This is a genomic window from Rhizobium sp. AC44/96 (assembly GCF_001692185.1).
Lineage (GTDB): Bacteria > Pseudomonadota > Alphaproteobacteria > Rhizobiales > Rhizobiaceae > Rhizobium.
In genome coordinates this window covers 1-14,009 of record NZ_LXKO01000024.1, presented here as the reverse complement: position 1 = coordinate 14,009, position 14,009 = coordinate 1, and the positions used below count along the sequence as shown (strand labels likewise).

The window sequence follows — 14,009 nt, the reverse complement described above, 5'->3', positions numbered from 1 at the left end:
CATCCAGGCCGGCCTCCTTCACCGGCCAGAATGGTGAATCTGATTTGCACCAGAAAGGGAATCCACTTCCCGACTCCGCCTAAAACAATCCCGCTCTAGCTGAGCACGATAGCAGTCCTGATTGAAGTTTTATGCGGTCCGGCACCACGTCGAGCCCACCAACCTGACCGTCCGAAAGGTTGCCCGCCCCCATTCCTGGGATAGGTCCGGCACCCGTCCAGCGTTTCTATCTCGGCGCAATTTCGCCTTGCTTCGTTGGACGAATGCAGCCATAAGCCAAGTACTCACCACGGACCCGGTGAAACTCCGGGTGGCTCTTCTGGCCGCCGATCCGCCAGACCACGCAAAACCTCCATGTCATTTTGACAGCCGCTCGACAGCGCGCGTGCGGCATGCTTTGCGAGACAGATCCTATGCAACTTTCAATCATTCGTCGGGATTGGTTCGCCAATCCAGTGCGTGAAATGCTCGCCGGGGCCGTTGCAACCTTCGCACTGATCCCTGAGGTCATCGCCTTCTCGTTCGTGGCCGGCGTCGATCCGCAGGTCGGATTGTTTGCCTCCTTCGTCATCGGCATCGTCATCGCCTTTACCGGCGGACGCCCCGCCATGATTTCGGCAGCGGCCGGATCGGTGGCACTGGTGGCAGCGCCGCTGGTCCACTCCCACGGCCTGGCATATCTTTTCGCTGCCGGCTTTCTTGCGGGCTTCATTCAGATCCTGTTTGGCCTTCTGCGCCTCGGTGTCCTCATGCGGTTCGTGTCGAAGTCCGTCCGCACCGGCTTTGTCAATGCGCTGGCGATCCTGATTTTCGGCGCGCAGATGCCGCATATCCTTGGCGGCAACTGGATTACCTACGCAGCGCTGGCCGCGGGCCTTGCAATCATCTATCTCGCGCCAAGGATCACCACGGCGGTCCCATCGCCGCTGATTTGCATTCTCGTTCTGACCGTCGCGTCGATAGCCTTCCAGCTTCCCCTGATGACCGTCGCCGACCTCGGCAAGCTGCCGGATTCACTTCCGGTGTTTGGCTGGCCTGCGGTTCCGCTGACATGGGAAACGCTGACAATCATCGCCGGCCCGGCACTCGCCATCGCGATGGTCGGCCTTCTCGAATCCATGATGACCGCAAGCGTCGTTGACGACCTTACCAACACAACCAGTTCGAAGAACCGGGAATGCACTGGGCTGGGCATCGCCAATGCCGCCGCGAGCCTATTCGGCGGGATCGCCGGCTGCGGCATGATCGGCCAGACAGTCAGCAACGTGAAATATGGCGGACGCGGACGCCTCTCGACCTTGTTTGCCGGCGCCTTCCTGCTCATTCTGATGGTCTTGCTCAAGCCATGGGTGTCGCAGGTCCCTGTCGCGGCGCTGGTAGCGATCATGGTAACGGTGTCGATCGATACGTTCGACTGGTCATCGCTGCGCGCCCTGATCGTGCATCCCAAGTTGTCGAGCGCGGTGATGGTGGTGACGGTCGCGGTCACCGTCTTCACCGCCAATCTGGCTCTCGGCGTCACGGTGGGCGTTCTCCTGAGCGGCGTGTTCTTCGCCTTCAAGGTCGCCCGCCTGCTTCGCGTGGAAACGGAAACGGACGCCTCCGCGGCGCGCCTGACCTACCGTGTATCAGGCCAGGTCTTCTTCGCCTCGGCGGACGCCTTCATCGAATCCTTCGACATCCAGGATGCCAATGGCAAGTCGGTTCTCATCGACGTGTCGCAAGCGCACTTCTGGGACATCACCAGCGTCGAAGCGCTCGACAAGGTCGTCCAGCGGTTCAAGGCCCATGGTGTCCATGTCGATGTCAAGGGCCTGAACCTGGCGAGCTCGACGCTTGTCGGCCGGCTCGGCAGCCCCCTGCTGCCCAAGGAAGCCTAGCGAAACAACGGCGCGAGTGCCGCAATGGCGCTCGCGCAGTCCTCAACGGTTGAACGAACCGTTCGCCGTAGCATGACTGTCGCTACGCCCGATCTTGTGTCATCAGACTGCATCAGACAATTTCAGGTGGCACAACATGAAGAAAATCGGCTTCCTTTCCTTCGGGCATTGGACACCCTCTCCCCAGTCGCAGACCCGCTCGGCGGGCGATGCGCTTCTCCAATCCATCGATCTCGCGATTGCCGCCGAAGAGCTCGGCGCGGACGGCGCCTATTTCCGCGTCCATCACTTTGCCCGGCAGCTCGCCTCTCCCTTCCCGCTTCTGGCGGCTGTAGGCGCGAAAACGAAGAGCATCGAGATCGGCACCGCCGTGATCGACATGCGCTATGAAAATCCGCTCTATATGGCCGAGGATGCCGGCGCCGCCGACCTGATCGCGGGCGGCCGCCTTCAGCTCGGCCTTAGCCGTGGTTCGCCGGAGCAGGTGATCGACGGCTGGCGTTATTTCGGTTACCAGCCCGACGAGGGCAAGAGCGACGCCGATATGGGCCGCGCTCATGCCGAGGTCTTCCTCGACGCGCTGAAGGGCAACGGCTTCGCCCAGCCCAACCCGCGGCCGATGTTCCCGAACCCGCCGGGCCTTCTTCCACTTGAGCCCTACTCGGAAGGATTGCGCGAGCGCATCTGGTGGGGGGCCGGCTCCAACGCCACCGCCATCTGGGCGGCCAAGCTAGGCATGAACCTGCAGAGCTCGACGTTGAAGGATGACGAGACCGGCGAGCCATTCCACGTCCAGCAGGCCGCGCAGATCCGTGCCTATCGCGACGCATGGAAGGAAGCAGGCCACACGCGCACGCCGCGGGTCTCCGTGAGCCGCAGCATCTTCGCACTCGTCGACGACCGCGATCGCGCCTATTTCGGCAGAGGCGGCAAGGAACAGGATTCGATCGGCTATATCGACGACAACACCCGCGCCATCTTCGGCCGATCCTATGCTGCCGAGCCGGACGCGCTGATCAAGCAGCTTCGCGAGGACGAAGCCATTGCCGAAGCCGATACCCTGTTGCTCACCGTCCCGAACCAGCTCGGTGTCGACTACAACGCGCACGTCATCGAGGCGATCCTGAAACACGTCGCCCCCGCCCTCGGCTGGCGCTGACCGAAAAAGCCCCCGCGCCGTCTGGATAGTCTCCGACGGCGCAACTCAGTCCTCAGTCCGCGGCCCGCTCCGGCAGCGTCGTCGCTCTTTCCCACATCTCAGTCGATAATGTGATATCCGCCGTCGACGTAGAGGACCTGCCCGGTAATAAGGCGCGCGGCGTTGTGGGCGAGGAAGGCCGTGGCAACGCCGACGTCGTCGATGTCGATCAGCTCGCGGGCTGGCGACTTCGCCTTGGTCTTTTCGAGCAACTCGTCGAACTCAGGGATCCCCGAGGCAGCACGCGTTGCCAGCGCGCCGGGCGAAATGGCATGAACCCTGATCCCCTTTGGCCCCAGTTCGGCGGCCAGATAGCGCACGGCGCATTCCAGCGCCGCCTTCGCCACGCCCATGATGTTGTAGTTCTCGACGACCATCTGCGAGCCGTAATAGGTCATCGTAAACAGCGTGCCGCCGTTCTTCATCAGCGGCTCGGCCAGATGAGCCATGCGGATGAACGACCAGCAGGAAATGTCCATCGTCTTGAGGAAGCCTTCGCGCGGCACATCGACGACGCGACCGCCGAGCGTATCCTTGGGCGAGAAAGCGATCGAATGAACGACGAAATCGAGCTCGCCCCAGGTTTCGGTAATCCGTTCGAAAACAGCTTCGAGCTGACCAGGAACGGAGACGTCCAACGGCATGACGATCGACGCCTCCACCTCATGAGCGAGAGGCTCCACATAGGGCTTGGCCTTGTCATTGAGATAGGTGACGGCAAGCTCGGCGCCGAAAGCGCGAAACGCACGGGCGCATCCCCAGGCGATCGAACGATCATTGGCAATGCCGACGATCAGCCCTTTTCGCCCCTTGAGAAGCTCTGGGTTGATAACCGAGATGGGCATGGATGCATCTCCTTAAAGGCGGGTCAGGATGTCCTGATGAGTGCGAGCGTATGGCGTGCGATCATCAGCTCTTCGTCGGTCGGCAGGACGTAGAGACGAACGCGGCTCGCCGGTGTGGATATGACCGTTTCGCCGGCCTCGTTCGCCGCAGGATCAAGTTCGGCGCCGAGCCAGGCGAGACGCTCGCTGATGCGAGCGCGGATCGGGGCGGAATTTTCGCCGACGCCGGCTGTAAACACGAAGGCATCCAGTCCCCCCAGCGCCGCCGCGAGCATGCCGGCGCTGAGCGCGCAGCGATGGACGAAGTGATCGATCGCGAAGGCCGCACGCGGATCGCTGCTCGCGAGAAGTTCACGCATATCGCCCGAAATGCCGGAAAGTCCCTTCAGGCCGGACGACCTGTAGAGGAGGTCCGTCACCTCGGCCACGCTCATGCCATGCTGATCGATCAGGTAGAGCACGACGCCGGGATCCATCTGCCCGGGCCGCGTGCTCATCGGCAAACCATCCAGCGCGGTGAATCCCATCGTCGTCTCGAGGCTCTTGGCCTCCTTCAGCGCGCACATGGATGCGCCGCTACCGAGATGGGCAACGACAACACGCCCTCCTGCGACGTCAGGCGCGACCTCTGTCAGCCTCTCTGCGATGTACTCGTATGACAGGCCGTGGAAGCCGTAGCGTCGCACCCCATGTTCGTAATAGCTCGCCGGCAAGGCATAGCAATCGGTATGGGCGGCGTGGCCGCGATGAAACGCCGTATCAAAACAGGCGACCTGCGGAACGTCGGCATTGATCTCCATGGCAAGGCGAATCGGCGCCAGATTGTTGGGCTGGTGCAGCGGCGCGAGCTCCTGAAAGGTGGCGAGCGTATCCAGGATGTCGTGGTCGATCAAAATCGGCTTGGCGTAGGCGGGACCGCCGTGGACAACGCGATGGCCGATCGCCTTGAGCGCAAAGCCCTCGAGGGTCATCAGCCAGGCGCGCGTTTCGGCAATCGCATCTGGCAGGTGATCCACCGCTTCCGGCGCATAGCGGCGGTCAACGAGAACCTCGCCGTCCGCACTTTTCGCCACAAGGCGCGGCTTCGTCCCAATACCGTCCATCTGGCCGCGAATGCAGCGCCTGAGGCCCGTGCCGGTGATCTCGAAGATCTGAAACTTGAGGCTCGATGACCCCGCATTGACAACGAGAATTGCGTCCATGCGTCAGGCCACCACTTGCGCGACGCGCCGCTGGGCCGCCGCAAAGAGGGTTGCGACAGCGCATGAGGCCAGACGGCTGCGCACTGTGTCGGCTCGGGAGGTCAGCACGATCGGCACACGAGCTCCAAGAACGATACCCGCTGCATCCGCGTGCGAGAGGAAGGTCAGGTTCTTGGCAAGCATGTTTCCCGCCTCGAGATCGGGCACAACGATGATCTGCGCGCGACCTGCGACAGGTGACGTCAGCCCCTTGATGCTTGCCGCTTCCGGACTGATTGCATTGTCGAATGCAAGCGGTCCATCGAGAACCGCGCCGGTGATCTGGCCGCGTTCGGCCATCTTGCACAGCGCCGCAGCGTCGATCGTCGAGGGGATCTTTGTCGTCACCGTTTCCACCGCGGAGACGATCGCCACACGCGGTTCGCCCAGCCCGATCGCCGTCCAGAGATCGATCGCATTCTGAACGATATCACGTTTGGCGTCGAGATTTGGGAAGATGTTGATGGCGGCATCGGTGATGAAGAGCGTGTCGGCGTAGCCCGGTACGTCCATGACGAAGACGTGGCTGATACGGCGTTCCGTGCGCAGCCCGGTGGCTGATGCGGTGACCTCGCGCATCAACTCATCAGTGTGCAGGCTGCCCTTCATCAGGAGTTCGCCCTTACCCTCACGTATCAAAGCGACCGCTTGAGCGGCCGCTCCGTGGCTGTGCGGAGCATCGACGATCTCGTGCCCCTTCAGATCGAGCCCCTTTTCTGCCGCCACCTCGCGGATCTTGGCGGATGGGCCAACCAGCACGGGGACGATCAGGCCGCTTTCGGCAGCATCGAGCGCTCCCCGCAGCGAGGTTTCGTCGCAAGGATGTGCAACGACCGTCACGGCCGGCACGACCTGTCGTGCGGTGGCGATCAGGCGGTCGTATTTGGAAATGCTCGGCGCAGCCGTGGTGAGATCGATCAATGGGGAGCCCCTTCTCTTCTGCCTGGATGCGTTGGTACCCGGACGGGCTTGCCGCCGGCAGCCTTGACCAGCGCGGCGCTTTCGGGATCGGACTTAGCGATATCGAAGAATGCAGCCACGCGATCCAACCGCTCGGCTGCCTCGCCGTCGAGCGCCCCGGACGATTCCAGCACCTCACGCAGCATGTCGAAGGCCTTGCGGCGCTCGTCCGCATCTGGCGGCAGGAGTGACGGGATTGCCGCAAGGGCTGCCGCCTCGTCGATCAGCAGCATGAAATACTGCTCGCGCACCAGCGCCTTGAACTCGGCGAGCGTCAACTGGCTTGCCGCCGGCTGGCTGCGCCTTATTCTGCGAATTGCTTCGAAACCGCGCTCGTCAGCACTGCCCCGCGCCATGCCGACATACACCATCGATCGCGCAAGGCCCTCCAGCAGACCACCTTCTGCGATCTTCGCTTTCAACGCCGCAACACGGGTTTTCAGTAGCGCGCCGCTCAGGAGACTTTTCGGCGCCTTGCGTGGCGGGCGACTGGAATTCGGATCGATCCCCAGGGCAGTCTGCAGGGGAGTAGAACCGTAGACCGCGCGGAACGTCTCCTCCGCCAGCCGTTCCGACAGGATCCGCCAGCTTTCAAGGCCATCGACAATCTGTTCCGACAGCTTCTCCTGTATGGAAAGAAGCGGATTGTCGGACGCAACAGGACGACGGTTCTTGCGGACATAGTCAGCTGCATTCTCGACCCATGCCATCATCGGATTGCGCGGACCGAACATTTCATAGCTGAGGCGCAACGGGTGGAGATGGCGGCTCATTTCGGCAAACTGCGGGGTGACCGCAGCCTGGATCGCCGGCTGCGCGAGAACGCGGTAATTCGCCAGATTGATCTCCGAAAGCCGCGCGGCCGCGGCGAAGCGATGCTCGTCTTCAATATCGTTGCCGCCAAGGGCGCGAATATCATCCAGAGTGCGCGCTTCACAGCGCATGATCCACTGGCCGTTGACCAGTTCCGGGCGGTCAATGGCATCGCCGACAGGCTCGAGAACCGCTTCGTAGAGACCGGGAGGCAGCACATCGATAAGGTCGATGTTCGAGGCGAACTCGTCGTGTTCCTTGCGCGCCACGCCGGCCGAAACGAAGATGCCGAGATGGCCGATTTTCTCATGGACGGTGTAGACGATGGTCTGCCCGACAGAGCGTATCTCGTCCACGCTGTCGTAGAGGTCGAGGATCCAACCCAATGCCTGCTGCGGCGGCGTGATGTTGTCCCCCTTCGAGCAGAAGACCAGGATTGGCGAGCGGATGTTACGCAGATCGACCGCCGTCCCGTCGGACGTCCGGATCTCGCCGGCGGCGAGCTTGTTGCCGACGAACAGTTCATCGACGATGAACTGCATCTCTTCGGCATTGAGCATGACGTGCCCACCCCACCAGCGCTCGAAACCGAGATAGCGCTCGGCCTCTGTATCGACCTTGGAATAGAGGTTGTATTGCTTGCTCCAGAGCGTGTTGGCCGGGTTCTGGTTCTCGAAGTTCTGCACCAGCCACGCTCCGTCGAACTTGCCGGCACCGAGGTCGCCGGTCAGCGCCGTCAGCCAGCTACCACCGAGAAGGCCACCGGAATAGCGCATCGGATACTGCCCTTCGACGCCCGCCCAGTAGGAAAGCGGGGTGCCGGCAATGATGATCGGCCCGAACAGCTCAGGACGCAGTGCGGCGAGCATCATCACGGCCCAGCCCGCCTGGCAGTTGCCGATGACGCAAGGCTTTCCATCGGCATCCGGATGGCGCGCGATCACCTTTTCCAGGAACGTCGCTTCCGCGTGAACGATATCCTCGATCGTCTGGCCCGGCACCGGTTCCGGCAGGAACCCGATGAAATAGCACGGATGACCTGCCTTCATCGCAACGCCGATCTCGCTGTCGGCTTTGAACCCGCCTATTCCAGGCCCGTGGCCGGCCCGCGGATCGACGACGACAAACGGCCGCTTCCCCTGGTCGATGACGACGCCCGGAGGCGGGGTGATATGGGCAAGAAGGTAGTTGACGGGACGCTCCAGCCGACGACCGTCGCAGACAAGCTCTGCATCATAGTCCAGCACATGAGGAGCGCTAAGCGCGGCCTGCTCTTCATACTGAGCGCCGCGTCGTCTCATCACGTCAAGGTAGAGCACGGACCGTTGCCATGCATCGGTCCAATATGCGGTGACGGGGTTGGAGAACATCAGGGTGTTCGTGATGTTGGCGAGATCGGACATCATGTCCACTCCTCTGTGGGTACGGGAGTTATGCCTGGCAGGACCAGGCGCGATCATCTTTACCGTCATCTGACGGTTGGCATGCCGGTGCACGAAAGGCAGATCGGCGCATCCTGTGATGCGCACCCAAACTAGGGCAGAATAGCGCTCCAGCGTTTCATTTGCATGACACCACCGGCCGCACCTATGCGACCGGAAAACTGGCGTCGCGTCAAGATGACCGCTGGCGATATGCCTAGTCGGTCACGAGCTCCCAGCTCGAGTCGGGATTAAACTCCCTGATGGCGGCGGCCTTTTCTTCCGTCCGCTCGCCCAGATCGCGCTGGTAGACGATACCAGCATTGTTGACGAGGAAGGTCTGAACGCCGGTGACGCGATACTTGACCGGCCAGGCGATCAGCGCGAAGCCACCCGTCATGTTCTTGTTGACGATGTAGCTCTGCTTGCCTCCAAGCACGTTGTCACCTTGGCCCGTCAGGATCCGATAGTGATAACCGTAGTAACCCTCACCCTGCTTCGCGCGGCCAAGGGCAGCCGTTTCGATCATCTGTCCGGCAGGACTATCGACGTCAAAGGTGCCTGGCGGCCAGTACAGACCATCGCGTTTGCCCGGGCTGCTGATCAGCTTCTGGGCGAACTCGTAGACACCGTCTTCATCCTGATCCACTTTCGCATATTCGTACTGCGCGGCGACGTAGTCATGCATCGTCTGGATCGTCTGGAGTTCGTTCGCTCCGACGCGCCGATTGACGATTTCCTGCAATCCCACCTGCGTGTCGAAAGCCCACTTGCCGTCCTTCAGCTGCGACAGCGGGAAAGGCAGCGGCCACAGAGCCTTGCCGATTAGGACGATCTTCCGTCCTGAAAGGTCCTGCAGCTGCAGCTCCCGATCGGCGCCGGCGCGGATAAGCGCGTAGGTCGCCATCGCGTCGCTGTTGGCGCTGAGCTTGCTGGCGTTCAGTCCGAGCAGGTTCGCAAAGCCAGCCTTGTCGTCGGCACTGAGCACCGACTTCAGACGTTCCAGCGCATCCGACGGATTGTCGAATGATGGTGGTGTTCCGCCGGCGAATTCCGACAGGTTGGTCTGCAGCTGCGATACAGCAGGGTAAGCCGGCAGCAGGGTGAGCGCCATTCCCAGCGCCAGTGGGATCAATCGCAACTTTCGTCTCATGATCTATCTCCGGTTATCTGACAGCCAACTATCGTCTTCCGCCGCCGCCGCGGCCGCCACCACCACCGCGGCCACCACCGCCGCCGCCGTGCGGTCTTGGACGTGGCCGACTGGCGTGCGAGCCACCACCACCGCGCGGCGCACCCATGCTCTGCCCACCGCGATGGCCGCCACCCATGCTCTGCCCGCCCCGCTTGGAGGCAACCGCTTCACGGCGACCGGATTGAACGTTGCCGAGTGCATTCGGCTGGCGCGATCTGTTATCGGGCCGAGCCGCCATCTTTGGTGCGTTGGTCTTCTTGGTCTTCGCCGCAGGACGATTGTTGCCGGCCGCCGGACGCGTTTCAGGTCGTGCGCCAGCATTGGGCCGGTTAGCAGCCGCGTTTCCTGCTTTGGATTTTGGGCCGGCCTTCAAGCCTTCAGCCGTGCTCTTGCGGATGTCCTGGGCTCGCGGGCCTGCATCGCGTGTCGAGGGCCCGCGAGCCTGCCCCTCGCCGATCTTGTTCTTCAGCTGGTTGCGGTTATCCGCCTGCAAGCCGGACTTGATCGCCGACCGGTCCAGATTGTTGATCTGGTCACGGCCGATGTTCAATTTACTCCGATCGACCTTGCTCCAGTCGACATCATTCAACTTGATCTTGCCGTTGAAGTTGCGATCATTGAAGCAGTTGTTGCAGTCGATATCGACGTCGCCGCCCCAGTTCCCGCCCCAGACCCCCCAGTCATCCCAATTCACGATTGCGGCCCATGCGGCGCCGGTCACGGCACCGGCGAAGAATGCCGCGCCGGGATAGTAATAGCTGTCGTAGGAACTCGGATAATACGAGATCGGCGCCGCCTGATAGCTGTCCTCGTAGAGCATTTCCGGCGGGTATTGTGGGATATAGACCTTCTCGGGGTTTGTCGGACGAATGACGATGTTTTCGTTTTCGTTGACGATGGTCACCTTGTCGTCGGTCTTGATGATGTTCTTGGCGACCGCCTCGTCACGAAGCTGCTGGATGGCGATCAGCACATCCTTCTGCTGGTTGGTCAAAGCATCGCCGAGCGACTGCGTCCAATCGAGGTCATCGCTCATCATCTTGACGATGTCGGGATAGTTGAGGAGGGAAATGACGCTGCCGTCCCAATCCGCCTTGGGCTTGAGATCGGTCTTTTTTTCCTTCGCCTCTAGAAAGCGCTGCGCCTCCACAATCTGCAGCGGGAAGAGCGACGCAGCAGAAATCGCCGCGACAAGCTCATCCGGATAGAGCGCAATACGCGCGACCAGAACCTCGAGCTCGTCCTCTGAAAGGAGGTCAGGTGTTTCCGCGGTGGTCGCTGCCGCAGCTGCCGGAGCCGACGCCGGGGTAGCCGTCTGCGAATAGGCCACGGGACCAGGATATATCCAAATCAATGACAGGGCCGACAACCCGGCCAGCAGCCTGAAGGATCTTGCTCTCAGCATGCGTCGACCTCCTTGCATCACAGACGTTAGGAATTTATCGCGTTGCGTATTCAGCTGCGTCTGAGCACCCCAAGCAAAACGACCTTCGGCCCCTCCGCCTCATATCGATGTCGCATGTCAGGGCTGACCTTCAGCCGCATCAGGAGCTGCACTCTATTACAGCGACCCGGCCATGGGGCGTAACTTACGTGAGGCTACACTACGGAGGCAGTAAGGCCGGTGATCGACCCACCCATGCGGCAGGCCCTCACTCTTAGACGAAGTCTCGTCCGCCGCAGCGGGATGCCTAACCGGAGGAAAGCGTGGATCTCAACAGATCGTTGGCACCGGACCAAAGGATCTGTAGGCCAAGGCAGAACAGGATGAACGCGGACAGGCGCACCGCGATGTCGGTTCCGCCGCGGCCAAGGAGCCGCTGGATGCGATCCGCATAGGAAAAGCAAAGCAGGATCGTCAGGGACAGCACAAAAAGGGCGAGAAGGCTTGCCAAGACGAATATGATCCTGTGCGCAGGACTGGTAACCGTCGCCTCCGAAAGCCCGATGCTGATCACGATTGCGATCGATCCCGGTCCTGTCGTCAACGGCAGTGTCAGCGGATAGAAGGATTGATCGAGCAAATCGACCCGAGAGGTATCGCCTGCCGGGTCATCCAGTTCCTTGCGGCTTCCTTCATTGAGAAGCTTCCATCCAGCCACGGCGACGATGATCCCACCGGCAACGCGCAGGATAGGCACCGAAATCCCATAAAACTGCAAGATGAGAGCGCCGAGCAGAAATGAGCAAGTGAGCAGTATAAGCGAATTCAATGCGATGCGCCGCGCGAGCGTCGCACGTAGCTCCGGTGTTGCTCCCCGGGTCAATCCGAAGAAGACAAGTGCCGAGCCCGGTGGGTTGACGACTGGAAACACGGAGGCCAGCACCAGCACGAATGTGTTGATCGCCGCGTACATTCAGAGGTGCCAATACTGAAAGAAGGCGCAACCGCATTGAGGTTCCAGGTTTTCAAAACAATCGACAGCTCGGGTCACATCAATTTCGTCCCCTCGCCTTCTGCCGTAGGGTGAAAGCTCGCCTACCGAGAACGGGCCTCCGGTGCGACGCCACGCAGAATTGGCGCGGAACACCGCTAGGTCCGGCTATGGACCGCGACGCTATACGGCCTCCAGCCCCTCCTGCAATCGCCACCATGTACTTTACCGTAATATACGCCTCGTCCGCCCCGTTCTGTGCATGCTCATCGCATACCCACACAGAAAGAGGGCCGCATGTTGAGACCTGGTGTACCGGTGATTGCCGCCGTTTTTATATACGCCGTGAGTGCTGGTGCAGTCTTCGCACAAACCATGAGTTATGCGGATGCGGTCACCAAGCTGGCCGACGATTGCGGCGCCGACATTCAAAAGCTCTGCAAGGGGCTCAACCTGGGCAGCGGTCGGATTGCCGATTGCCTGCAGCAGAACGCCGCGAAGGTCTCTGCGACATGCAAAGGATCGCTGACGGCGGTCTTCCAGTCGATCACCCAGCGCGAACATGCGCAGGCGTCCTACAGTCAGGTCTGCCGGCGCGACATGTCGAAAAGCTGCGACGGTATCAAGGGCGATGGCTTCATTCTCGCCTGCCTCGTGAAAAAAGAAAAGCGGGTCAGCAAGGAATGCAACCAGGTAATCACTGACGCAGGATGGAGATGAGCCGATGAAGAACCCGACATTGAAGGCAATCGTCGTACTTGCCGCAGCGGTCTTCCCCATCCTCGTGAACGCTCAGGAAGTATCACAGGATCGGATCGTCAAAGGACTCGCGAAGCTGACGACAGCAGCGCCGGTTGTCGATGTCGTCATCCTGCAGCAGGAAGCGGTCGACGGCGGCGACAAGCCGATGACCGCGCTGCCGAACTGGAAGCGCATCTCCAAGCTTCCGCAGATGGTGCTCGAAATCAATTTCGAAAATGATTCCGTTGCCATCCAGCCGAAGTCTTACCGCACATTGGGTCTGCTGGCCGATGCGTTGCATCATCCCAACCTCTGGGCCTACAGCTTTCTGGTTGTCGGGCATGCCAGCGCAACGGGTGACGACAAACACAATCTGGAGCTGAGCGGACAGCGCGCCGCCGCTATCAAAGAAGCGTTGTCCACCACTTTCGCCGTTGCACCGGAACGGCTTTATGCCGTTGGTGTTGGTGAACACCTTCCGATCGAAGGGGCCGATGCGAAGGGGTCGAACAACCGGCGCGTCCAGCTGATCAACCTGGGGGTATTTAAGAAGAAACCATGAGTGTCGGCTAGTACTATATCAAGCCGAGGGGCTGGTTCGCGGCACTCGCCTTCGCCCTCGGCAAGGCTGACGATTTTAGGCTTCGCATCAGGCTACCTGAATGATCATTCATTCCTCGGTCGCAGTCCCCTGCTGCGGCCGATTTTTCTCGGAACACACACGACCGGGAGCCGGCATTCCAACAACCATCATTCGTCTGCCACGTCACGTAGCAGACCATGTTTCCGTTACACGGCCATCACCCACTCGATATTGTTTTGCGTCAGCTTCTTAGCCTTGAGCTGCTGGACCAGTCACTTGCTCGATCGATCCTGCCCTCTAATGGCCTCGACATGCGGGGCACTCCCGGCGAGGGATGCGCCTCCTTCAGGCTGCGTGTTTTCGGCTCGCTGTTGGAAGGCGACGGAGATCTGCGGGACCTCGCCGCCTGTGACGGAAGAGGTTGGGCCGGAGCAGACGGCTGCGTGCTACCATATCGATCGCTAGGCGGCCCTCTGTTGCCTTGGCCCCAGAAACGCAAATAGCCCCTTGCGGGGCATATTGAGTGTGTGTTCGTCTCGATTGGGAAGATTGGTTGCGGGGGCAGGATTTGAACCTGCGGCCTTCAGGTTATGGTCCGCAGGACGAGGAGCTACCATCGCCAGCGAAGATGAAGTCTTCGCGCCAGCGATAGAATTTGGTCTCGATTGGGAAGATTGGTTGCGGGGGCAGGATTTGAACCTGCGGCCTTCAGGTTATGAGCCTGACGAGCTACCGGGCTGCTCCACCCCGCGCCATC

The 14,009-nt window shown here is 61.1% G+C and carries 11 protein-coding genes, 1 tRNA gene, 1 pseudogene and 1 other annotated feature; of the genes and pseudogenes, 5 read left to right on the top strand and 8 right to left on the bottom strand.

Annotated features, from left to right (window positions below; genetic code table 11):
• Nucleotides 1-288: 288 nt before the first annotated feature.
• Nucleotides 289-344, top strand: a sequence feature (sul1 is cis-regulatory element that is thought to sense ions involved in sulfur or methionine metabolism; They are found in Alphaproteobacteria).
• 69 nt (nt 345-413) lie between these two features.
• A complete protein-coding gene (locus A6U87_RS17570) occupies nt 414-1,880 on the top strand; it encodes a SulP family inorganic anion transporter (protein ID WP_065692587.1) in 1,467 nt (488 codons plus the stop codon).
• Nucleotides 1,881-2,016: 136 nt separating this feature from the next.
• Nucleotides 2,017-3,039, top strand: coding sequence for an LLM class flavin-dependent oxidoreductase (locus A6U87_RS17565; RefSeq protein ID WP_065692586.1), 1,023 nt, complete (start codon nt 2,017-2,019; stop codon nt 3,037-3,039).
• Nucleotides 3,040-3,137: 98 nt separating this feature from the next.
• Here A6U87_RS17565 and fabI read toward each other — a convergent pair whose 3' ends face one another.
• The 7 genes from fabI to A6U87_RS17530 all read right to left on the bottom strand — a co-directional run bounded on the left by fabI (nt 3,138) and on the right by A6U87_RS17530 (nt 11,910).
• Complete coding sequence (gene fabI, locus A6U87_RS17560) at nt 3,138-3,923, bottom strand: enoyl-ACP reductase FabI (RefSeq protein ID WP_065692585.1); 786 nt, start codon at nt 3,921-3,923, stop codon at nt 3,138-3,140.
• A 23-nt stretch (nt 3,924-3,946) separates the two neighbouring features.
• Entirely contained in the window at nt 3,947-5,125 is a 1,179-nt protein-coding gene (locus A6U87_RS17555; protein WP_065692584.1) for an acetate/propionate family kinase, read from the bottom strand.
• A 3-nt stretch (nt 5,126-5,128) separates the two neighbouring features.
• Entirely contained in the window at nt 5,129-6,085 is a 957-nt protein-coding gene (locus tag A6U87_RS17550) for a phosphate acetyltransferase (RefSeq protein ID WP_065692583.1), read from the bottom strand.
• Nucleotides 6,082-8,307 (bottom strand): DUF3141 domain-containing protein, encoded by a 2,226-nt coding sequence (locus A6U87_RS17545; protein WP_141683988.1) that lies wholly within the window; start codon nt 8,305-8,307, stop codon nt 6,082-6,084. The genes A6U87_RS17550 and A6U87_RS17545 overlap by 4 nt, the downstream gene beginning before the upstream one ends.
• A 268-nt stretch (nt 8,308-8,575) precedes the next feature.
• On the bottom strand, nt 8,576-9,511 hold the full coding sequence (locus A6U87_RS17540; RefSeq protein ID WP_065692582.1) for a DUF2950 family protein: 936 nt from the start codon (nt 9,509-9,511) through the stop codon (nt 8,576-8,578).
• A gap of 28 nt (nt 9,512-9,539) precedes the next feature.
• On the bottom strand, nt 9,540-10,958 hold the full coding sequence (locus A6U87_RS17535; protein WP_065692581.1) for a DUF3300 domain-containing protein: 1,419 nt from the start codon (nt 10,956-10,958) through the stop codon (nt 9,540-9,542).
• 286 nt (nt 10,959-11,244) lie between these two features.
• The gene (locus A6U87_RS17530) at nt 11,245-11,910 is read right to left on the bottom strand and encodes a MarC family protein (RefSeq protein WP_065692580.1); all 666 of its coding nucleotides are present in this window, start codon (nt 11,908-11,910) and stop codon (nt 11,245-11,247) included.
• 315 nt (nt 11,911-12,225) lie between these two features.
• Between A6U87_RS17530 and A6U87_RS17525 the strand changes: the two genes are divergently transcribed.
• The 3 genes and pseudogenes from A6U87_RS17525 to A6U87_RS30475 all read left to right on the top strand — a co-directional run.
• Nucleotides 12,226-12,648 carry a cysteine rich repeat-containing protein gene (locus A6U87_RS17525; RefSeq protein ID WP_065692579.1) on the top strand — a complete coding sequence of 141 codons (423 nt, stop codon included), beginning with the start codon at nt 12,226-12,228 and terminating at the stop codon, nt 12,646-12,648.
• Nucleotides 12,649-12,652: 4 nt separating this feature from the next.
• Nucleotides 12,653-13,231: an OmpA family protein gene (locus A6U87_RS17520; protein WP_065692578.1), complete on the top strand. Its 579-nt coding sequence runs from the start codon at nt 12,653-12,655 to the stop codon at nt 13,229-13,231.
• 360 nt (nt 13,232-13,591) lie between these two features.
• Nucleotides 13,592-13,717 (top strand): annotated as a pseudogene (locus tag A6U87_RS30475) (ABC transporter ATP-binding protein); the annotation flags it as partial.
• 210 nt (nt 13,718-13,927) lie between these two features.
• Here A6U87_RS30475 and A6U87_RS17515 read toward each other — a convergent pair.
• Nucleotides 13,928-14,004, bottom strand: a tRNA-Met gene (locus A6U87_RS17515).
• Between the last annotated feature and the right edge of the window lie 5 nt (nt 14,005-14,009).